The following is a 21,656-nucleotide window of genomic DNA, read 5'->3' as shown; positions in this document are numbered from 1 at the left end:
GACCGCCCGTCGTGGCAGGAGCTAGCTGGCGGCGGTTGCGGCGTCTTGACGAGACGCTGACCGCCCAACCCAGTTATGCGCTCGTCGGCGTGTTACGCATGCCGCACGGGCAGTCCAGTCCCGGCCGCACCGTCTACCGCCGAAGCCTGATCGCGCTAGGGGCACTACTGGTGTCCACGCTGTTCGTCTACGTCGACCGCGACGGCTACCAGGACGTGCAGGGCGACCGGTTGAGCTTCCTGGACTGTCTCTACTACTCGGCGGTGACGCTGTCGACCACCGGATACGGCGACATCACGCCTGTCACCGAGTTCGCCCGCATGATCAACGTGCTGGTCATCACCCCGCTGCGGATCGCCTTCCTGATCTTGCTGGTCGGAACGACCGTCGAGGCGTTCACCGAGACCTCCCAGCAGGCGTTCCGCATTCAGCGTTGGAGGAAGAGAGTGAAAGACCACACCATCGTCATCGGGTACGGAACCAAGGGTAAGACCGCGATCGCGGCGATGCTCGGCGACGACGAGACCACCCCGAGCGACATCGTCGTGGTGGACAACGACCGAGCCGTGCTCGAACGCGCCAAGACGGCCGGGCTGGTGACCGTCGACGGCGATGCGACCCGCTCGGATGTGCTGCGGCTGGCCAGCGCCCAGCGCGCGTCAGCGATCGTGGTGGCCACCGGCTCCGACGCCACGGCGGCGTTGGTGACGCTGACCGCCCGCGAGATCGCCCCGCAGGCCACCATTGTGGCGTCCATTCGGGAAGCCGAGAACCAGCACCTGCTGGAGCAATCCGGCGCTAACTCGGTCGTGGTGTCCTCGGAGACCGCCGGACGGTTGCTCGGCATCGCCACCACCACGCCCCGGGTAGTCGAGATCATCGAGGACTTGCTCACCCCCGACGCCGGCTACGCGATCGCCGAGCGTGAGGTGGAGCAGCAGGAAGTCGGCGGATCGGCCAAGCACCTCAACGAGATAGTCCTCGCGCTGGTGCGCGAGGGCCGGCTGCTGCGACTGGATGCACCGGAAGTCGATGTGATCGAGGCCGGTGACCGGCTGCTCTACGTGCGTACGGTGGCCAACCAGTGACGATCGCGGCGCCGCGGCGCGGGGAGGACTGATGGGCAACTTCCAGCTGCGCCAGGTGCCCCTGCTGTCGCGGGTCGGGGCGGATCGAGCCGACCAGTTGCGTACCGACACGGACGCGGCCGTCGCCGGCTGGTCGTCCGCCGCGCTGCTGCGGGTCGATCCCCGTAACCAGGTATTGGTCGCCGGCGGCCGGGTGGTGCTGCACGAGGCCGGCGACCTGGGCGACACGCCGCCATCGGACGCGGTGTTCCTGGGCCGTGTCGAGGACGGTCGGCACGTCTGGGCGGTCCGCGGCGCGCTGCAGGCGCCGACCGGCGCCGACGTCTCGGTGCTGGATATCCGTGCCACCGGCGACATCTTCGATGACGTCAGCGCCCAATTGGTGTCGTCGGCCATCGCGCTGCTGAATTGGCATGACCACGCCAGGTTTTCGGCCGTCGACGGCACGCCGACCAAGCCGGTGCGCGGCGGCTGGGCCCGGGCCAACCCCATCACCGGTGCCGAAGAGTTTCCGCGCATCGACCCAGCGGTGATCTGTCTGGTGCACGACGGCGCCGACCGCGTAGTGCTGGCCCGCCAGCACAACTGGCCGGTCCGGATGTTCTCGCTGCTGGCCGGGTTCGTCGAGGCCGGCGAATCGTTCGAGACCTGCGTGATCCGCGAGGTCCACGAAGAGGTCGGGCTGGCCGTGCGTGACGTGACCTATCTGGGCAGCCAGCCCTGGCCCTTCCCGCGGTCGCTGATGGTCGGCTTCCACGCGGTTGCCGACCCGGGGCAGACCTTCGTCTTCAACGACGGCGAGATCACCGAGGCGGCGTGGTTCACCCGCGACGAAGTGCGCACTGCGCTGTCCGCGGGGGCCTGGAACAGCGGCGATCCGGAGGCCAAACTGCTGCTGCCCGGCTCGATCTCGATCGCCCGGACCATCATCGAGTCCTGGGCTGAATCGAGCTGACGGGTCTACCCGCCGAGGCGCTCCAGCTTCGCCTTGACCTCACGCCCGGTCGGGTTCGTCAGCGTCGATCCGTCGGGGAAACGCAGCGTCGGCACCGTGCGGTTGCCGCCGTTGGCTGAGCTGACGAACTCCGCTGCGGTGGGGTCCAGCTCGATGTCGATCTCTTCGAAGTCGATCTCGAGCTTCTTCAGCGACGCTTTGAGCTGCCGGCAGTAACCGCACCACTGGGTCGTGTACATGACGAGCTGGTTCATAACTCCCCAAACCTAATAGGTCGCCCGATGATTCCCGAATCGGCGTCGGGGCCCGTCGGGGGCGCCTGCCAAGATGGACGCCATGGATGCGCTCATCGCCGGGCTGGACGAGGAGCAGCGCGCTGCGGTACTGGCGCCTCGGGGCCCGGTGTGCGTGCTCGCCGGCGCCGGCACCGGCAAGACCCGCACCATCACCCACCGCATCGCCCAGCTGGTCGCGGGCGGTCACGTCGCGCCCGGACAGGTGCTGGCAGTGACATTCACCCAGCGCGCCGCCGGCGAGATGCGGTCGCGGCTGCGTGCACTGGGCTCGGCGGCCGGCGCGGGTGCCGCCGCCGGGGTCGGCGGAGTGCAGGCGCTGACGTTCCACGCTGCCGCCCGGCGGCAGTTGCGTTACTTCTGGCCGCGGGTGGTCGGCGACACCGGCTGGGAACTGCTGGACCGCAAATTCGGGGTGGTCGCCCGCGCCGCCGGCCACGCGGGTCTGCGGCTGAGCAATGACGACGTCCGCGACGTGGCCGGCGAGATCGAGTGGGCCAAAGCATCCCTGATCGGGCCGGAGCAGTACCCCGCGGCGGTGGCTGCGGACGGCCGGGACATCCCGTTGGATGCGGCGAAGCTGGCCGACGTCTACGCCGGTTACGAGGCGCTGAAGGCCCGCGGCGAAGTGGCGATGCTCGACTTCGACGATCTGCTGCTGCACACGGCCGCCGCGATCGAGAATGACGCGGCAGTGGCCGCCGAATTCCGGGACCGCTACCGCTGCTTCGTCGTCGACGAATACCAGGACGTCACGCCGCTGCAGCAGCGGGTGTTGTCGGCCTGGCTGGGGGAGCGCGACGACTTGACCGTGGTCGGCGACGCCAACCAGACCATCTATTCGTTCACCGGCGCCTCGCCGCGCTATCTGCTGGACTTCACTCGCCGATTTCCCGAGGCCGCGCTGGTGCGCCTGGAACGGGACTACCGGTCCACGCCCGAGGTGGTGTCGTTGGCCAACCGGGTGATCGCCGCCGCACGTGGACGGGTGGCCGGCAGCAAGCTGAAGCTGATCGGCCAGCGCGAATCCGGCCCGACGCCGACTTTCCGGGAGCATCCCGACGAGGTCGCCGAGGCCGCGGCAGTCGCCAAGTCCATCGCCCGGCTGATCCACGACGGCATCTCGCCGGCCGAGATCGCCGTGCTGTACCGGATCAACGCGCAGTCGGAGGTCTACGAGGAGGCGCTCACCGAGGCCGGCATTGCCTATCAGGTGCGCGGCGGCGAGGGTTTCTTCACCCGCCAGGAGATCCGCCAGGCGCTGGTTGCCCTGCAGCGCGCCGCCGAAAGAGCAGCGGCGCGCGATGCCGACGGTGTTGGGCCGCTCCCTGAGGTGGTGCGTGGCGTGCTGGAACCGCTCGGTCTGACCACCGAACCCCCGACCGGAGCCAAGGCGCGCGAGCGCTGGGAGGCGCTCGGTGCGCTGGCCGAACTGGTCGACGACGAGGTGGCCCAACGCCCCGACCTCAGCCTGCCCGAGCTGTTGACCGAGCTGCGCATGCGCGCTGACTCCCGGCATCCGCCGACGGTGCAGGGCGTCACCCTGGCGTCGCTGCATGCGGCCAAGGGTCTGGAGTGGGACGCCGTGTTCCTGGTGGGCCTTGCCGACGGCACCCTGCCCATCTCGCACGCGCTGGCGCACGGCGCGGACAGCGAGGCCGTCGAAGAGGAACGCCGACTGCTCTATGTCGGCGTCACCCGGGCCCGGATCCACCTGACACTGAGCTGGGCGCTGGCCCGCGCCCCGGGCGGGCGGGCCGGCCGCAAGCCGTCGCGGTTCTTGAGCGGTATTGATGGCGCGGTGCCGCAGTCGGATTCGCGTACACCCACCAAGCGCCGGGCCCGGGGCGCCCCGAAGCACTGCCGCATCTGCAACAAGGCGCTGGCCACCCCGGCGGCCATCATGCTCAACCGTTGCGAGACCTGCGCCGCCGACGTCGACACCGAGCTTCTGGTGGCGCTCAAGGACTGGCGGCTGCGCACCGCCACCGAGCTGAAAGTGCCCGCCTACATCGTCTTTTCCGACAATACCCTGACCGCGATCGCCGAGATGCTGCCCGGTGACGAGGCAGCCCTGGTGGCTATCCCGGGCATCGGCGCGCGCAAGCTGGAACAGTTCGGCTCTGATGTGCTGGAGCTGGTCCGCAACCGGGGTTGAAACCGGGGTCCCGCCGCTGCCCGCGGTAATTCGGTTGTGGGTTGGTGGGCCGAGCGGCTAGCCTCGGATGCCATGACCACGATCAGCGTCCTGCGGGTAGCCGGCGCGCGCCATGCCGCCGCTGCCGAGGCGGCGGTGCGCCATGCCGCCGCCGCCGTAGATGCGTCCGTGCATCGGGGTTCGCCCTAACAGCAGCCCCCGCCCCCGATGGCCACGGACCAACCAGGATCCGTGGCCATTATTTTTTGCTCGGCAGCCCGCCGACCGGCCCGGATTCGAACCCCACGAACCGACCGGAAAGCAGGTACACACCATGTCGAGAACCCTGAAGTTGCCGTGTAACAGCGATCCCGACCTGTGGTTCGCCGACGACCCGGCCGATCTGGAGCGGGCCAAGGCACGGTGTGCTCAGTGCCCGATCCGTCAGCAGTGCCTGGCGGCGGCGCTGCAGCGCGCCGAGCCGTGGGGGGTGTGGGGCGGTGAGATCCTCGATCGGGGCAGCGTCATCGGCCGCAAGCGGCCGCGCGGCCGTCCGCGTAAGGAGCCGGTGGCCGCGTGAGCGGCCGCAGCATCAGGCGGACGGGCCGACCGCGACGTCGTCGGGATTGGCGTAGCCCGGCACCAATTCCTCGGAGAGCCGCTTGATCGGCACGTGGGCATCGAGCTGACACATGATCGCCGTGGTGGATCCGAGCACCCGCATCGGCATCGCGAGTTTGGGCGGCAGGTCCAGCTGCCGCGCGGTCTTGATCTGCTCGACGGGGCGCTCCAGTTGCTTGCCGGCGATCCGCATCAGCCACTTGCGGCTGTAGTGGAACACCTCGACCTCGACCGGTTCGACGTACTGACGGAACATCTCGTCGATCTCGCGCACCGAGACGTCCTGGCCCTTCTGGATGAAGCCGCCCTGGCGCATGACCGCGATGACCTTGTCGTAGTCCTTGACCTGGGCGTAGCGCACCGAGGCGCCCAGCTCCGGGGGGAAACCGCCCGGCATCGGCGCCACCGCGCCGAAATCGATGATGCCCATCCGGCCGTCGGGCAGCAGCATGAAGTTGCCCGGGTGGGCGTCGCCGTGGATCAGCTCGAGCCGGCGGGCGGCGTCCCAGGTGAACTCGGCCAGCCGGGTGCCCATCAGGTCGCGCTGCTCGACGGTGCCGTTGCGGATGATCTCGGCCATGCCGACGCCGTCGATCCACTCCTGGATCACCGTCTTGGGGGCGCTCGCCACCACGTTGGGGATATGGAAGTGCGGGTGGCCGGCGTAGGCCTTGGCGAAAATGCGCTGGTTGTCGGCTTCCAGCCGGTAGTCCAGCTCCATCTCGGTGCGTTCGATCAGCTCGTCGATGACACCCTTGACGTCCACGCCGGGGGCGAGCTGCTTGAAGATGCCGGTCAACCGGCGGATCGTCTTGAGGTCGGCGCGCAGCGCCTCATCGGCGCCGGGGTACTGGATCTTGACCGCCACGGGACGGCCGTCGGCCCACACCGCCTTGTGCACCTGTCCGATGCTGGCTGAGGCGATGGGGGTGTCATCGAATTCGGTGAAGCGCTCCCGCCACTTGGTGCCCAGCTGGGCGTCGAGCACCCGGTGCACCTTGTCCGCGGGCAGCGGCGGCGCATCCTTCTGCAGCTTGGTCAGCGCCTCCCGGTAGGGCTCGCCGAACTCCTCGGGGATGGCCGCCTCCATCACCGACAGGGCCTGGCCCACCTTCATGGCCCCGCCCTTGAGCTCGCCCAAGACGGTGAACAGCTGGTTGGCCGCCTTCTCCATGAGCTCGGCGGTGACCTCGTCCTTGGACTTGCCGGTCAGCCGCTTCCCGAGCCCGAGTGCTGCCCGGCCGGCAAAGCCGACGGGCAGGCTGGCCAGCTTCGCATTGCGCGCTGCGCTTCCGCGTTTGATTTCTGACACGTCACTCCTCATGTTACCCGAAACGGGATACGGTGGCTACCTATGACGAAGTCTGCCTCACAACGTGTGCTAGGCCGTGTCCGGCTGTCCCGAGCGACCGACGAGTCGACGTCGGTGGAGCGGCAACGGGAACTAATCGAGCAGTGGTCGGCTGCGAACGGTCACAGCATCGTGGGATGGGCCGAGGACACCGACGTGTCCGGGTCTGTAGATCCATTCGATACGGCACAGCTAGGGGACTGGCTGAAGAACAGGCCCCACGAGTTCGACACCCTTGTCGCGTGGAAGCTCGACCGTCTATCGCGGAACACGATCAGCCTCAACAAGCTGTTCGGATGGTGCATCGAGCATGACAAAACGGTGGTGTCTTGCTCGGAGGCGATAGACCTCGCAACGCCGGTTGGCCGGTTGATCGCCTCGGTAATCGGATTTCTGGCCGAAGGTGAGCTAGAAGCGATTCGAGAGCGAACTAAGGCGAGTAGGGCAAAGCTTCGTGAACTTGGACGCTGGGGCGGTGGAACGGCTCCGTACGGGTTCCGGCCCGTCGAACTCGTAGGCGGCGGGTGGCTGCTGGAAGTGGACCACGAGGCGGCCGAGGTTATCCGCCGGATAGTTCGGGAACTGCTCGATGGGGCCTCTATGAACGGAATCGCCTCGCGGCTCACTGCCGACGGGGTCCACAGCCCATCGGATCGGCACCGGGTCAACCGGGGCCTTGAACCGCTAGGCCGTAAATGGCAGGTGACCCCGATCCGGCAGATTCTCCGGGGGCGAACACTGTTGGGTCAGCTACACCACGAGGGCAGGGCCGTCCGCGACGACGACGGCCTACCTGTGCAACTATCGGATGGATTGATTAGCCCATCCGATTGGGAGCGCGTACAGGTTGTATTAGACGGCAATTCCAACGCCCGCAAGGATGCTCGGCGCGCCCCTACCGCGCTGCTGTCAGGGCTCGCATTCTGTAAGACCTGCGAGAAGGTTCTCCACTCAGAGAGCAACACGAGCCGCCGAAACAGCGCCGGCGAACGGCGCACATACCGCTACTACTCGTGTGCTGACCGTTGCTCCCCGATGCTCCCAGCTGGAGAACTTGACCTATTGGCCGAAGAGACTTTTCTACAAGAGCTTGGGGACCGCCCTGCCCGTGAGCGCGTGTGGGTACCCGGCGATGACAACACCGAAGCCATGGCCGAAGCCCTTCAGGCGGTGGACGAACTGACCACCGCCGCGGGGCGGGCTGTGTCGGCCACGATGAGAGACCGACTACAGCGGCAACTTGCTGCCCTTGATGCTCGGATTGCGGAACTCGAAACACAGCCGCTACGCGAGGCGCACTGGGAATGGCAGGAGACGGGCGGCACATACGGCGACCGCTGGCGGTCTGCGGCGGATGACCCCGAGGAACGCCGCCGATTACTAGAGCGGTCTGGGATCACCTTTGAAGCCCGCGTCGTCGGTGGCAGGGGGAGTAAGGCGCGAGAGTTCAGCATTCGAATACCAGGAGCGCTGAAAGATCCCGACAGCCCTATGTGATCACTAACCCACGTCAGTGCAGCGTGTCCGGGCAGATCATCTGCTGAGCTAGTGGGACCAGCTGGGCACCGTCCCCGAACATCCCATTCGGGTATGCAGCTAGAACCTCACTGAGGCTTTGGCCGTTGCGAAGCCTGTTACAGGTCTCCATCCCCGACGAGGCAACCCCTCCGGGGTTGAACACCATCATGCCGGTGTTGATCCCCCGTTCCCGGACTTCGTTTTCAAACTCAGTCGGGCCGGCGTGGGCCGGTGCAGCGAGCAGGACAGCGGCAGGAACGGCCAGGGCGACGAGTAGTGGTCTCATGGAAACAGTTCTACAACATCGGACTGACATCTATCCTGGTTACGGTTCAACCGAGGCGCGTAACCAAACATCATCCACTATCGGAAAGTTACCAAATGAAATCCGATTGGTCGTCAAAGATTCAAGCTGCCGCTACCGTAGTTGGCGTAGTCATTGCCGGAATTGCCCTGCTTTACTCTTGTGATGCAAATAAGACCGCAAAGGAAGTGGCCGGGCAGGACTACGGCAAATTGGCGTTATCTTCTGGCGCAATCATACTTTGGGAACCAGAGAATGACCGTTGGATGTATTACTGGGCTAGCCGGGACGATGCTGAACCTGTAGTGCAGATACCTGCGGACAAGTGGGCCAACTCGCCCCAACGCTACATTACAACGAAGATGTATAACAACGGCAAGCGGGATGCATATATAACTACATACTTGCTGCCCACCAGCAAGGATAAATACCCCTACATCGATTATTATCCGCAAGTCAGCCAAGAGTGTGCGTTCACCATGAGCAATTCCTGGACGCTGTGCCCGGATGTCCTCCCTCCGGGCGGTGGCGGGTTACTTCAGATACTGATACCAGACGACTATGTGCAACAAACTAGCTCAGAATTTCGAGCTGATGGAACGATGATTTGCGTTATGCTAGGAACGAGTGAGGATAAATGCCTGACGGTCCGCGTAGCAATACCCGGTTAAGGCCAAGACGCAATTTCACACTGACGACTGGTGCAGCTACTAAATATTGAAACCCATGTCGCGGATAGGCATATCAGCCCACGTAGCCTTTCCGGCTTTATAATCCTCCCGCCACTTGCCTAGCCGCTGTTCGTATTCTTGATCAGCAGAGGTGTAAAAGTGCCTGCAAGGGATGCACGGCACCTCCTGGATGTAATGATCAGGCATCGGCACAACGGTAGATATATTCGGTTGTTTATGTTTCATAACAATCTGCACATACTGGGCAGCAGTCCATGGTGGTACCTACATAGTGCGCCCGGTGCGTTTATGTCTGATTAGTGGAGGGTTGTTATGACCGCCTTCATTGGGGTGCCACGGCATGTGGACTCTCCTTTGGTTGATTCTTTGCGATTTCGCTCGACAATGCCCGTCTGTGCCAATCGGCTACTGACACTCCCGCTGCGTTCATAACCGGGCCAACCCGGCGGTCACCGCCGATAAAATCGGACAGTGCGCCCATATAGGCCGATAATCCCCCTGGGTATACCCAACTGTCCGAAGATAGTAATTCGTCCGGGAGCGTGGCAATTAGAGGGCAATACGGGCCTGTTCTATTAAGGTCGGTTTGGGTGGTCATGTTTTAGTGTTGGGATTACGTAATTCGGTGATCGGTTTCCAGCCGAGCTTGCGCTTGAACATGTCGGCTATGGTCTCCGAGCTGGCAGGCTCGGATGGCTGCTGTACGGGGGTGAAACGGTTGCGGATCTTGGGCATTAGTTGTGACTCCATCGTTTAGCGGCAGCGAGGCGACCGGCATCACTGCGGGACATAGGGCCGTCTGGGCTTTCTTCACCGGCAACATCGGGAAGATTCAATTGCTTGATGAGCGCGGCGAACTGCGCTCGGTACTGCCGTAGTTCGGACAGCTCAGGAATAGCCACGTCTTGCTTCTGGCTGCCTGGTGTCCTCAAGGTGCGGGCGTTGTCGACTACTTCCTGAAGTCGGGCAACGACATCTACCGTCCTCGCGGCGTCTTCTAGGAGCATCGACACCTCGGGGGCGTGAACAATCTCGTAGGTGGCGTGGATATCCCGCCAGAATCGCCGCCCAGCAGCTTTCAAACCTTTAGGGATTTTGGGGATTTCTGCCTGTTTTTCAGGCATATACACCTCGTTTCGATACGAAAATGAGCAGGTTTTAGACCTGCTCTAAATAGTCTTGTCGCAGGTCACCCGCTAAATTGGGCGTCTGCGACGTGTAAAAAACACGGGATTGCACGCGAGAACTGCGTAGCACCCGGTCTTTGCCCACCTAGCCGAGGTTTGTTCTTGGGTTGTGGCCGTTTGTAGGTTTTCCCGTCCTGGCCGATGACAGGGGGTAAGTTATTTACCCCCTGTGCTTTCTTGTCCAGGATCACCTGCTGCCGGCTGACCCCTACCGCATCAGCGATAGCCCTGTTCGACATCCCAGCGCCGGCCAGCTCGGCTACCACTTCCCGGCGTTCCACCGCGGGCAGTTTGAACCCGTCCAACTGGCAAATCCCGGCGCTCATGCGTCGCATCGGGCCTTGGTTCCGCATACCAGCCCGGTCGGGGTACGCGGGGTGGGGGTGCCCGCCCAGGGGTGCGGGAGGAGGCAGAGGGGGAGCTGCGCGACACGCAGCGAGCGAGAGGGCGCACAGGGGAGGGCAGCGAGGGCCGGCGTGCGAGAGAGGCACGCACGCCTAGTGCCACACCCACACCCCCTACAGGTAGAGGGGGCACGTAGAGGGAGGGGGCTAGAGAGGCAGGTAGGCATACACGCCCCGCTTGCTGTCTACACGCTCGGCGTGTACTGTCTCCACCATGAACCCACTCACACGTCCACTCGTAGCCCTAGCCATTGCCACCTCTGCTGCCCTCGGCGCAGGGGCCTCACACGCTGACGCACCCGACAACTCACCGTGTGTCTCAGCGCCCGAGACCGCCGGCCCCTACTGCGGCAAGGCTGCCGATTCAGATGGTGATGGGTGGATCGACATCACCGAAGATGACCCGCGCTGGGATTGCCACACCATGGGCAACCTGATTTGTGGCCCGATGACCGATGAGGTCCAGCGATGAGCACCACCGCAGTCGCGTGCTCACCGGTAACCGCGCTGCTTTGGCGCACCTCGGATGAGGACTACCAACTGGCTGACAGGATGGCCGGTGAGTTCGTCCTGGCCGTCGTTGATGAGCAGGTGGCTCACGAGTTCACCTCGCCCACCAAGGCGAACCTTGAGCGGTTCTTCGGTCGGGTGTTGTCCGACGACGAGGCAAGTTTGGTCCAGTACCTCTACCTGTTGGACTACACGTGACGAGCATGACCACCGAGACACCCCGCTACGGCGGGGTGTTTTCGTATGGTTAGCCGGTGATCCGCTACTTGAGTCGAGCTGAGGTGGCCGAGCGTATCGGCGTCAAGCCCGACACTCTGGGCAGGTACAACCTGCCCGAACCTGATGCCATGATCGGCACCGTTCGGGGGTGGACGGTGGAGTCTATCGACCGTTGGGATAAGGCTAGGCCGTCCCGCCGTTAACCAGACCCGCCCGACCACACAGGGAACCTGAACCGAGGGTCCGGGCGGTAGCGCAGAAACGGAGTAGAGAGCAACGGGTGGATGAGAAACACCCCGGAACCCACCCCCAACAATGACCATTCTTTCCGAGTGATCTCCAGCTCCCCAGAGGCCAGTTGGTAGTTCAACTGGTAGGTGTAGTCTCCGTCAGTCTCGGAGGTGTAGCCCTCGGGGTTTTGGATGACATGAATCGCCCCGGAGTTTCCGGACGCTCACGGGTTTGAGAACTCAGTGACTTTCTGGGTTCGGTGCTGACTGTAGTAGAGGGCTTCATATTCGGCCGGTGGCATGTCGGCGCAGTAGCTGTTGATGCGGCGGTGGTTGAACCAGTCCACCCATTCCAGGGTGGCGACTTCGACCTGGTCGATGGTGCGCCACGGGCCGCGGGGCTTGATCAGTTCGGTCTTGTAGAGGCCGTTGATGGTTTCGGCGACGGCATTGTCGTAACTGTCACCGACCCGGCCGACTGAGGCGTCGATTCCGGCTGCGGCCAGACGTTCGGTGTAGGCGATGGAGGTGTATTGACTGCCTCTGTCGTGATGTTGCACCAGGCCGGTCAGGTCGCTGATCCCATCGCGCTGGCGAGTCCAGATGGCGTGCTCGATCGCATCAAGCACCAACGCGCTGGTCATCGTGGTCGAGGTGCGCCACCCCACGATCCGCCGGGAGTAGGTGTCGATGACGAACGCGGCGTAGACGAACCCTGACCAGGTCGACACGTAGGTCATGTCGGCCACCCACAGCCGGTTCGGTGCGGGCGGGTTGAACTGGCGCAGGACCAGATCACGGGCCCTGACGCCTTGCGGATCAGGGATGGTCGTGCGCCGCACCTTGCCCCGGTGCGCCCCGCGCAGGCCCATGTCGCGCATCAGCCGTTCCACAGTGCAGCGGGCCACCGCCACACCGTCACGGTTGAGGGCCAGCCACACTTTACGGGCCCCGTAAACGCGGTAGTTGCGCTCAAACACCTGCCGGATCTGGGGTTTGAGGTCCTCGTCGGCGGCAGCTCGGGCCGAGCGGCCCCGGGCATGGGCGTCGTAGTAGGTGCTCGGTGCGATCTTGACGCCGTGCGCGCTCAGCACCCGGCAGATCGGCTCGACACCGAAGCGATCCTTGTTCTGGTCGATATAGGTGCAGATCAACGAGGCCGGCGGTCGAGCTCCGCCGCGAAAAAAGTCGACGCCGACTTCAGAATCTCGTTAGCCCGCTTGAGCTCCCGGTTCTCGGCTCGAAGCCTCCGCAGTTCCTCCGCCATCTCGGAGGTGACACCAGGGCGCTTGCCCCCATCGACCTGGTCCTTGCGGACCCAGCTCAACAACGTCTGCGCCGTCCCGATCCCCAGCTTGGACGCCACCGACTCGATCGCTGCCCATTCCGACGGATACTCGTGACGGACCTCGGCAACCATGCGCACCGCACGAGAACGCAACTCGGCCGGGTACCTACGCGGAGAACCTTCTGACATGACTCCATCCTTCACAAGAAGTGGAGCCTCCGGACTCACCGGGGCGATTCACCTTCATATGTATATGCCTGAAACTTTTCTAGTTTCGGTGAAATCTGGCGGGGATTGTGGCGAACGCCACATGCCGTAGAGATCACCAGTCGTCCTCCTCGTCCCAGCGGCCCCCGCGTGAGCCGGGGCCTTCAAGATCCGATCCCTGATCGGATCGGTTACTTCGGTTAGGCCGTTGCCCACCAGGCGCATACGGTCCAGCTACCAGCCCGTCACAAGCCACAAACGGGCCAACCCACCCACCCGTGTCCGGGCAGTAGTAGGTACCCCCGAAATCGTTGCCACACAGCCGGTCATCGAAGCAGTAAGCCGGCGTGGGGTCTGCCGACGCTGTTGGTGCGGGCAGACCCACCATTGCGATGGAGATGGTGACGATCCAATAAGGCCGGATCACGAGGGGTCCATTTCAACGATGTCAGGGTGCGGGGTGGCGGTGAAACCACAATCGCAGTCGTCTCGGTGGTAGAGAACCCCGTCACGGCCCTTGTTGCCGCAACGCGGATCTTCGGTACCAGGTACGACGAGCAGCAACCCATCTGCCGCCATCCGACTGAGCAGCGCTGACAGCCTGATACCCAGCGCATCTGCTGCATCCGCGATTGAAACCAGTTCGTTCTCCATATCCATCCCGCACCTCTCCATCCTGTATCTGTGGAATATGACGCCTGACACGTGTCCATCATCCATGACGTCGTTGTGGTGCCGGTCACCGCGGTGACAATCTTCGGTACCGGATGTGACCTCAGCAATCGCAGAGCGGGTGGCGGACCCAGCGCCGCGTCAGCATCGATCCGGCGGCCAGATCCAGCTCCAGGGTGGCATCCAGTGTCGGCGGAGCAGCCAGGTCCGGGCCGGTTGCAACGCCGCGCGCCGCTGCGATCACCCGGTCGACTTGGCTCAGCGCCAGCGCCGCCGTCGCCAGCACGGTTGCCCGGTCGGCGTGGGCGGCCGTGTGGCGTAGCTGCGCGGCCACCGCGGGCCACGCGGAGTCCCGGTCTCGCCGGTGCAGATCGGCGCATCGCAAACAACTGGTGACTCCCGGCAGGACCAGCGGACCGACCACGCCGGTGCCGTCGCGCACCCGTACCGGCAGGTGCGGCACCCGCGCGGCGTGCAGCTCACGTACCAACCGCGGCTCGGGAACCAGGTAGTCCGCCAGCACCACCAGATCGGTCCCGGCGGCGCTCACCGCGGCGTGCGGATGGCTGCTGCGCCGGACCACGGCGCTCGAGCAGCGCAGCGACTCGACCAACAGATCCGACAACGGCCCGCGGCCGTGCACCCGCAGCGAGACCGTGCGGCATTGACGGCCGGTGGCGGCGCCGCGGACGGCGACACGTGCCGCCACCAGCGCGGCCAGCAGGTCGTCGAGGTCCGCGGTGTCCACCGGGCCGTGTTGGGCGGCTTCATGGCGCAGCGCGGCCACGGTGGTCGGGATCTGCATCGTGCGTAGGACGGTGGCCAGTGCCGCCGTGCTCAGCCCGCGAGGCGGTCGCACCAGCACGGCGCGCCGCGGGTCCCAGCCGACCTGGACGGCACCGTCGGGGCGCAGCAACACCGGTAGCGCCGGATCGAGGGTGTAGGTGGTGGTCTCGGAACCAACCCTGGTCACGCAGGCGACCCTGCCATGCCCGGCGGCGACGATCCTCCCGTCATCCACAGGGGCCAGAAACGATGCGCCGCGCGGCCTCCACAGCGGCGCGGCGTTGGCGTGCGATCACGGTGCGGTCGGTGAGGGTCTCGTACGGCTCGGGGGAGTGCGCCCAGGCCAGGCCGATACCGAACAGCAGCGCCAGCAGATCGAGAGGCTCCCAGGAGCTGTCGACGTGCCCGTCGGCCTGGGCGGTTTCGATGGCGGTGACCGCGTGCTCGAAGAGCGCCTGCCCGTCGGCGTGGGGCTCGTCGAGGGCCAGTCCTTCCAGGCGGGCCCAGGTGATCATGCGCAGGTGTTCGGGGCTGTTTCTGCCCAAATCGTAGACGTCGCCGGCGAATTCGGGCACCGCGTCGGGGCGCAGGGTGACCGACCGATAGAAGGCCGTCACGTCGGTGTCCACCACTTCGCGAAACAGTGTTTCCTTGTCGCCGAAGTGGGCGTAGAGACGTTCCTTGCTGGCGTGTGCCTCGCGGGCGATGCGATCGATGCGTGACCCGGCAAGACCATGGCGAGCGAACTCGGCGCGGGCAGCGTCGAGGATCTGACCGCGCAGCTCGGTGGCGCTCCTTCTCACAGCAAGATCATAACCATACGAACTAGTTCGTTCTGTAATGTGAGAACATGCACGTCCTCCAAGACACTCACGCGATCTTGAACCATCCGCCGCGAGTCGAAGCCATGCGGCGCGCCGTGGAGGCCGTCGCCGACGCGGTCACACCCGTCGTCGAGGCGTACCGCCCCTACGTCGAAGGGCTCGAAAATCTTCCCCGAGATGGCCGATTTCTCTTGGTGGGCAACCACACTCAGGTCAGTGTGGAAGCCCTGCTGATTCCCTTCCATGTCCGGCGAGCAATCGGCCAACGAGTGCGGCCGTTGACGGATCGACAGTTCGGGCGCATGCGGGGCCCGGCCCGAGATCTGCTCGCCGCTGCGGGGGCGCTGGTGGGCGCCCCGGAGCCCGTCCGCGAACTGATGCGCCGCAACGAGCCCATCCTGGTGTTCCCGGGCGGTGGTCGCGAGATTCCCAAGTTCAAGGGGGAGGAGTACACCCTGCGCTGGCAGGGCCGCGCCGGATTCGCCCGTCTCGCAGTCGAACACGACTATCCGATCGTGCCGGTCGGACTGGTGGGTGGCGACGACGTCTACCGGAGCCTGAGTCGTCGCGGTGGCAGCTGGGAGCGCTTCAGTGTGGCTCTGTCGAGTCGGTTTTCAGGGCCGCCGGAGATGGCTATACCCCTGCAGCACGGCATCGGTCCGACTCTGATCCCTCGACCGCAGCGGATGTACTTGCGCTTCGGCGCCCCCATTGAGACCACCCAGCCGGACCGCGTCTCGAACGAGAAATGGGTTGCCACCGTGCGGGAGAAGACTCAACAGTCGCTCGAGGCGATCTTGGCCGAGCTGCTCGACGTCCGCGCCGAGGACCCCTACCGCCACCTCAATCCCTTGGCTTGGCGGCAAGCAATCTCACCGCCGGAAGCCACCGGGCCTCAGTCGCCGGCGTCGTCGGGATTACCGGCTTCGCGCTGAAACTCCGCGATCGCCTGGTCGATGGCCGAGTCGATGTCACTGGAGCCGCCGATGATCCGGTCGATGAAGGCGGCCGGTTCGTCTAGATCGGCGGATTCGGGCAGCAGATCGGGGTGCTGCCACACCTTGTCGCGCGCGTCGGCCCCGACCGCCGTGGTCAACCGCTCCCAGAGCACCGCGGCCTCGCGCAGTTTGCGCGGGCGCAGTTCCAGACCGACCAGCGTGGCGAAGGTCTGCTCGGCCGGGCCACCGGTGGCGCGCCGGCGGCGCAGCATCTCCGAGAGCGCGGCGGTGCCCGGGATCCGGTCGCCCAGCGCCGCATTGACCACGGTCTGAACCCAGCCCTCGATCAGGGCCAGCAGGGTCTCGAGGCGCTCCAGGGCGGCGAGTTGCTCCGGGGTCGACTTGGGCTCGAAGACGCCCTGGTTCAGCAGTTCATTCATCGCCGAGGGATCGGTCATCGCCGCCGGATCGAAGCCCTGGGCCAGTTCCTCGATGCCCCGGATGTCGATCTTCATGCCTCGGGCGTAGGCCTCCACCGCGCTGAGCAGCTGGTTGGACAGCCAGGGCACGTGGGTGAACAGTCGGTGGTGGGCGGCCTCGCGGGCGGCCAGGAAGGTGACGATCTCGCTGCGCGGCTGCTCCAGGCCGCCGGCCAATTCCTCGATCGCGCCGGGCAGCAGCGCGGCCACTCCGCTGGGCCCCAGCGGCAGGCCGATGTCGGTCGAGGTCAGCACCTCGCCGGACAACCGTCCCAGCGCCTGGCCCAGTTGGGAGCCGAACGCCAATCCGCCCATCTGCGACATCACCGACAACAACGGACCGGCCATGCTCTTGGCCTCTTCCGGAAGCGCCGACGCCCACACCGACGAAACCTGTTCGGCCATCGGGTCGCACAGTCGCTGCCAGGTGGTCATGGTGTGCTCGACCCAGTTCACGGGCGTCCAGGCGACCCCGCTGGTGGTGCCGGCCGGCAATGAAGTCGCCCCGTCGAGCCAGGTTTCAGCCAGGTGCACCGCATCGCCGATGGCGGTCGCGGTTGAGGCGGTGACGGGCGCGACCGAACCGATCGACTTGATCGCGACCTGTCGTGCCAGGTCGTAATTCACCGGCCCGGCCGGTCGGCCGTCGGCGCCCACCCGGCCGGCGCCGCTGAACATCTGCCCGAGCTGGGTAAAGACCTGGCCCAGATCGGCCATGTTGAATCCAGCACCCATCCCGAACGGGTCGGAGGGCCGGGAGCCTCGCTCGCGGTCGGGGTCGTCCCCAGAAGAGAAACCAAAGGGCAGATCAGCCATAGACACAACCGTACCCATCGGCAAGGTCCGGCGGTACGACACGCGGCCACCAGAGGTCGGGCCGTTACCGCCGGGGCAGTGGCCGTTTACCATACCCGGGGTGAACAGGCGGATTCTGACGCTGTTGGCGGCTGTGCTGCCGGTGGTCGCGTTCGGCGTGCTGCTGACGGCGGTGACGGTGCCCTTCGTGTCGTTGGGGCCGGGTCCGACGTTCGACACCCTCGGCATGATCGACGGCAAGCAGGTGGTCGACATCGAGGGCACCACCACACACCCGACGACCGGCCACCTCAACATGACCACGGTTTCCCAGCGCGACGGTCTGACACTGGGGGAGGCGTTGGCTCTGTGGTTGTCCGGACGTGAGCAGCTCATGCCGCGTGACCTGGTCTATCCGCCCGGCAAGTCCCGTCAGGAAGTCGACGAGAGCAACGACGCCGACTTCCGTGCGTCCGAGCAGAGTGCCGAGTACGCCGCGCTCGGCTACCTGCGCTACCCCTCGGCGGTCACCCTCGCCGACGTCCAAGACCCGGGGCCGTCGGCCGGCGCGCTGCAGCGCGGCGACGCCGTGGACGCCGTCAACGGCGAACCGGTGTACACCACGGCGCAGTTCACCGCCCGGCTGGCCGACACCAAGCCCGGCGAGACGGTTGTCATCGACTACCGGCGCAAGAACGCCGCACCCGGCACGGCGCGGATTACGCTCGGAGAGAACAAGGACCGCGCCAACGGATTCCTCGGCGTGTCCGTCCTCGATGCGCCGTGGGCGCCGTTCACCATCGACTTCAATCTGGCCAACATCGGCGGCCCGTCGGCGGGGCTGATGTTCTCGCTGGCCGTCGTCGACAAGCTGACCAACGGCACCCTGGCCGGGCCGAATTTCGTTGCCGGCACCGGGGTCATCAAGGCCAACGGCCAGGTCGACGCCATCGGCGGGATCGCGCACAAGATGATGGCGGCCCGCGAGGCCGGCGCGACGGTGTTCCTGGTCCCGGCCGACAACTGCTACGAGGCCAGAAACGACGACAAGGGTCTGCAACTGGTCAAAGTCGACAGCCTCGCCCAGGCAGTGGGCGCGCTGCGAACCATCACCGACGGTGGTCAGCCACCCTCTTGCTGAGTGTTCGTTGGCTACAGTGGGGCCGTCAGCAACAACTGAGCTAGGGAGCGTGGCACGTGGGGATGCGGCCCACTGCGAGGATGCCGAAATTGACCGCGCGCAGCCGGATCATGGTTGGCAGCGCCTTCGTCGTGATCGCGCTGCTGCTGTTGGGGCCGCGGCTGATCGACGGCTATGTCGACTGGTTGTGGTTCGGCGAGCTGGGCTACCGCTCGGTGTTCGTCACCACGTTGCTGACCCGCCTGGTCACCTTTGTCGTGGTGACACTGCTGGTCGGCGGCATCGTGTTCGCCGCGATGGCCACCGCCTTCCGGGTCCGGCCGGTCTTCGTCCCCAGCAACGGCGTCAACGACCCGGTGGCTCGGTATCGGACCACGGTGCTGTCGCGGCTGCGGCTGTTCGGATTCGGAATTCCGGCCGGCATCGGTGTGCTGGCCGGCATCGTCGCGCAGAGCTACTGGGTGCGTATTCAGCTGTTCCTGCGGGGCGGTGACTTCGGGATCACCGATCCGCAGTTCGGCAAAGACCTGGGCTTCTATGCCTTCGACCTGCCGTTCTACCGGCTGGTGGTGGGGCTGCTGCTCGCGACGCTGTGTCTGGCCACCATCGCGAACCTGACCACGCACTACATCTTCGGCGGTATCCGACTGTCCGGCCGGGCGGGCGCCCTGAGTCGCCCGGCCCGCATCCAGGTGGTCAGCCTGATCGGAACCCTGGTGCTGCTCAAGGCCGGGGCCTACTGGCTGGATCGCTACGAGCTGCTCAGCCACACCCGCACCGGCAAGCCGTTCACCGGAGCCGGTTACACCGACATCAACGCGGTGCTGCCGGCCAAGATGATCCTGCTGGCGATCGCACTGATCTGCGCGGTCGCGGTGTTCTCCGCGATCGTGCTGCGCGACTTGCAGATTCCGGCGATCGGTCTGGTGCTGTTGCTGCTGTCGTCGGTCGTGGTCGGCGCAGGCTGGCCGCTGATCGTCGAACAGTTCAGCGTCAAGCCGAACGCGGCGCAGAAGGAGAGCGAGTACATCTCCCGCTCGATCACGGCGACCCGGCAGGCCTACGGCCTGACCGAGGATGTGGTCACCTACCGCGACTACCGCGGTGACGCGCGCGCCACCGCCGCGCAGGTGGGCGCCGATGCGGCCACCACCTCCAACATCCGGCTGCTGGACCCGACCATCGTCAGTCCCGCGTTCACCCAGTTTCAGCAGGGCAAGAACTTCTACTTCTTCCCCGACCAGCTCACCATCGACCGCTATCGCGATGACGAGGGCCAGCTGCGTGACTATGTGGTCGCTGCACGCGAGCTGAACCCGGATCGACTGATCGACAACCAGCGCGACTGGATCAACCGGCACACCGTGTTCACCCACGGCAACGGGTTCATCGCCTCGCCGGCCAACACCGTGCGCGGTATCGCCAACGACCCCAACCAGAACGGTGGATACCCGGAGTTCTTGGCCAACGTCGTCGGTGCCAACGGCGGTGTCGTCTCCGACGGGCCGGCACGCCTCGACCAGCCGCGGGTTTACTACGGACCGGTGATCGCCGACACCGCCGCCGACTACGCGATCGTCGGTCGCAACGGTGCCGACCGTGAGTACGACTACGAGACCAACACCGAGACCAAGAACTACACCTACACCGGTACCGGTGGTGTAGGTGTCGGAAACTGGTTGGCCCGCAGCGTGTTCGCCGCGAAGTTCGCCGAGCGCAACTTCTTGTTCTCCAACGTGATCGGCGCGGACAGCAAGATCCTGTTCAACCGCGACCCGGCGAGCCGGGTGCAGGCGGTGGCGCCCTGGCTGACCACCGACTCCACGGTGTATCCGGCGATCGTGAACAAGCGCCTGGTGTGGATCATCGACGGCTACACCACGCTGGACAACTACCCGTACTCGGAGCTGACGTCGCTGTCGTCGGCGACCGCGGACTCCAAAGAGGTGGAGTTCAACCGGCTGCTGCCGGACCGGCGGGTGTCCTACATCCGCAACTCGGTGAAGGCCACCGTCGACGCCTACGACGGAACGGTGAGCCTGTACGCCCAGGACGAGCACGACCCGGTGCTGCGGGCGTGGATGCAGGTGTTCCCCGGCACGGTCAAACCGAAGTCCGAGATCTCACCCGAGCTCGCCGAGCACCTGCGCTATCCCGAGGACCTGTTCAAGGTGCAGCGGATGCTCTTGGCCAAGTACCACGTCAACGACCCGGTGACCTTCTTCTCCACCTCGGACTTCTGGGACGTGCCGCTGGACCCCAACCCGACCGCGAGCAGCTTCCAGCCGCCGTATTACATCGTCGCGAAAAACCTTGCCAAGGGCGACAATTCGGCTTCCTTCCAGCTGACCAGCGCGATGAACCGGTTCAAGCGCGATTACTTGGCCGCCTACATCAGTGCCAGCTCGGATCCGGACACCTACGGCAAGCTCACCGTGCTCACCATTCCCGGGCAGGTCAACGGGCCCAAGCTGGCCAATAACGCGATCACCACCGACACCACGGTCAGCCAAGACCTCGGCGTGATCGGGCGCGACAACCAGAACCGCATCCGGTGGGGCAATCTGCTGACCCTGCCGGTGGCGCAGGGCGGACTGCTCTACGTCGAACCGGTCTATGCCTCACCAGGTTCCAGCGATGCCTCGTCGTCGTACCCGCGCCTCATCCGGGTGGCGATGATGTACAACGACAAGATCGGCTACGGGCCGACGGTCTCCGACGCACTCACCGGCCTGTTCGGGCCCGGTGCCGGCGCGGCTGCCACCGACATCGCACCCACCGAGAACGGCGCTGCCGCGCAGGGGACGCCACCCTCGGCGACCCCGCCGGTTGCGGCGGTGCCGACGCCCCCGGCTGCCGAGGTCGCGTTGTCCCCGGCCAAAGCCGCGGCGCTGCGCGAGGTCGAGTCGGCGCTCAATGCGGTGCGCGACACCCAGCACCGCGGTGACTTCGCTGCCTACGGTGCGGCGCTGCAACGCCTCGACGACGCGATGGCCAAGTTCAACAGCGCCAAGTAA

At 65.5% G+C, this 21,656-nt stretch carries 19 protein-coding genes and 1 other annotated feature; of the genes, 10 read left to right on the top strand and 9 right to left on the bottom strand.

The annotated features are described in order from the left end of the window. Positions 1-11: 11 nt before the first annotated feature. Positions 12-1,088, top strand: a complete 1,077-nt coding sequence (locus RCP37_RS15320; RefSeq protein WP_308483902.1) for a potassium channel family protein — start codon at positions 12-14, stop codon at positions 1,086-1,088. A 31-nt stretch (positions 1,089-1,119) separates the two neighbouring features. Next, positions 1,120-2,043: an NAD(+) diphosphatase gene (nudC, locus tag RCP37_RS15315; protein ID WP_308483901.1), complete on the top strand. Its 924-nt coding sequence runs from the start codon at positions 1,120-1,122 to the stop codon at positions 2,041-2,043. Positions 2,044-2,048: 5 nt separating this feature from the next. Here the strand turns inward: nudC and RCP37_RS15310 are convergent, their stop codons facing one another. Next, a complete protein-coding gene (locus RCP37_RS15310; RefSeq protein WP_308483900.1) occupies positions 2,049-2,297 on the bottom strand; it encodes a mycoredoxin in 249 nt (82 codons plus the stop codon). Positions 2,298-2,370: 73 nt separating this feature from the next. Between RCP37_RS15310 and RCP37_RS15305 the strand changes: the two genes are divergently transcribed. Continuing rightward, on the top strand, positions 2,371-4,494 hold the full coding sequence (locus tag RCP37_RS15305; protein WP_308483899.1) for an ATP-dependent DNA helicase UvrD2: 2,124 nt from the start codon (positions 2,371-2,373) through the stop codon (positions 4,492-4,494). Between the two features lie 313 nt (positions 4,495-4,807). Continuing rightward, complete coding sequence (locus RCP37_RS15300; protein WP_046285740.1) at positions 4,808-5,053, top strand: WhiB family transcriptional regulator; 246 nt, start codon at positions 4,808-4,810, stop codon at positions 5,051-5,053. A gap of 12 nt (positions 5,054-5,065) precedes the next feature. Here RCP37_RS15300 and RCP37_RS15295 read toward each other — a convergent pair whose 3' ends face one another. Further along, on the bottom strand, positions 5,066-6,418 hold the full coding sequence (locus RCP37_RS15295; protein ID WP_308483898.1) for a macrolide-binding ATPase MABP-1: 1,353 nt from the start codon (positions 6,416-6,418) through the stop codon (positions 5,066-5,068). 30 nt (positions 6,419-6,448) lie between these two features. Between RCP37_RS15295 and RCP37_RS15290 the strand changes: the two genes are divergently transcribed. Beyond that, entirely contained in the window at positions 6,449-7,942 is a 1,494-nt protein-coding gene (locus tag RCP37_RS15290) for a recombinase family protein (RefSeq protein ID WP_308483897.1), read from the top strand. Positions 7,943-8,344: 402 nt separating this feature from the next. Next, complete coding sequence (locus tag RCP37_RS15285) at positions 8,345-8,938, top strand: hypothetical protein (RefSeq protein WP_308483896.1); 594 nt, start codon at positions 8,345-8,347, stop codon at positions 8,936-8,938. Between the two features lie 755 nt (positions 8,939-9,693). Here the strand turns inward: RCP37_RS15285 and RCP37_RS15280 are convergent. Beyond that, positions 9,694-10,083, bottom strand: coding sequence for a hypothetical protein (locus RCP37_RS15280; protein WP_308483895.1), 390 nt, complete (start codon positions 10,081-10,083; stop codon positions 9,694-9,696). Positions 10,084-11,018: 935 nt separating this feature from the next. Here RCP37_RS15280 and RCP37_RS15275 point away from each other — a divergent pair. Next, a complete protein-coding gene (locus tag RCP37_RS15275) occupies positions 11,019-11,258 on the top strand; it encodes a hypothetical protein (RefSeq protein ID WP_308483894.1) in 240 nt (79 codons plus the stop codon). A gap of 220 nt (positions 11,259-11,478) precedes the next feature. On the opposite strand, the gene RCP37_RS15270 is transcribed toward RCP37_RS15275, so the two are convergent. The 5 genes from RCP37_RS15270 to RCP37_RS15250 form a co-directional block, all read right to left on the bottom strand. Then, positions 11,479-11,703 (bottom strand): Gp19/Gp15/Gp42 family protein, encoded by a 225-nt coding sequence (locus tag RCP37_RS15270; protein ID WP_308487104.1) that lies wholly within the window; start codon positions 11,701-11,703, stop codon positions 11,479-11,481. 30 nt (positions 11,704-11,733) lie between these two features. Further along, a protein-coding gene (locus RCP37_RS15265; protein WP_308483768.1) for an IS3 family transposase occupies positions 11,734-12,986 on the bottom strand; the annotation gives its coding sequence in 2 pieces (ribosomal slippage) (positions 11,734-12,698 and positions 12,698-12,986; 1,254 coding nt in all). Further along, positions 12,571-12,699, bottom strand: a sequence feature (AL1L pseudoknot). Its footprint overlaps the gene before it by 129 nt. A gap of 441 nt (positions 12,987-13,427) precedes the next feature. Then, positions 13,428-13,658 carry a hypothetical protein gene (locus RCP37_RS15260; protein WP_308483893.1) on the bottom strand — a complete coding sequence of 77 codons (231 nt, stop codon included), beginning with the start codon at positions 13,656-13,658 and terminating at the stop codon, positions 13,428-13,430. A 121-nt stretch (positions 13,659-13,779) separates the two neighbouring features. Next, positions 13,780-14,649, bottom strand: a complete 870-nt coding sequence (locus tag RCP37_RS15255) for a TOMM precursor leader peptide-binding protein (protein ID WP_308483892.1) — start codon at positions 14,647-14,649, stop codon at positions 13,780-13,782. A 40-nt stretch (positions 14,650-14,689) separates the two neighbouring features. Continuing rightward, positions 14,690-15,265: a TetR/AcrR family transcriptional regulator gene (locus RCP37_RS15250; protein WP_308483891.1), complete on the bottom strand. Its 576-nt coding sequence runs from the start codon at positions 15,263-15,265 to the stop codon at positions 14,690-14,692. Positions 15,266-15,312: 47 nt separating this feature from the next. On the opposite strand from RCP37_RS15250, the gene RCP37_RS15245 reads away from it, so the two are divergent. Next, positions 15,313-16,221 (top strand): lysophospholipid acyltransferase family protein, encoded by a 909-nt coding sequence (locus tag RCP37_RS15245; RefSeq protein WP_308483890.1) that lies wholly within the window; start codon positions 15,313-15,315, stop codon positions 16,219-16,221. Here RCP37_RS15245 and RCP37_RS15240 read toward each other — a convergent pair. Further along, entirely contained in the window at positions 16,182-17,519 is a 1,338-nt protein-coding gene (locus RCP37_RS15240; RefSeq protein ID WP_308483889.1) for a zinc-dependent metalloprotease, read from the bottom strand. The two genes, RCP37_RS15245 and RCP37_RS15240, sit on opposite strands and share 40 nt — an antisense overlap. 100 nt (positions 17,520-17,619) lie before the next feature. Between RCP37_RS15240 and RCP37_RS15235 the strand changes: the two genes are divergently transcribed. After that, positions 17,620-18,639, top strand: coding sequence for a YlbL family protein (locus tag RCP37_RS15235; RefSeq protein WP_308483888.1), 1,020 nt, complete (start codon positions 17,620-17,622; stop codon positions 18,637-18,639). 56 nt (positions 18,640-18,695) lie between these two features. After that, entirely contained in the window at positions 18,696-21,656 is a 2,961-nt protein-coding gene (locus RCP37_RS15230) for a UPF0182 family protein (protein WP_308483887.1), read from the top strand.

The sequence above is a fragment of the Mycolicibacter sp. MU0102 genome, assembly GCF_963378105.1.
Taxonomy (GTDB): domain Bacteria; phylum Actinomycetota; class Actinomycetes; order Mycobacteriales; family Mycobacteriaceae; genus Mycobacterium; species Mycobacterium holstebronense.
This window is presented reverse-complemented; position numbering and strand designations above follow the sequence as displayed.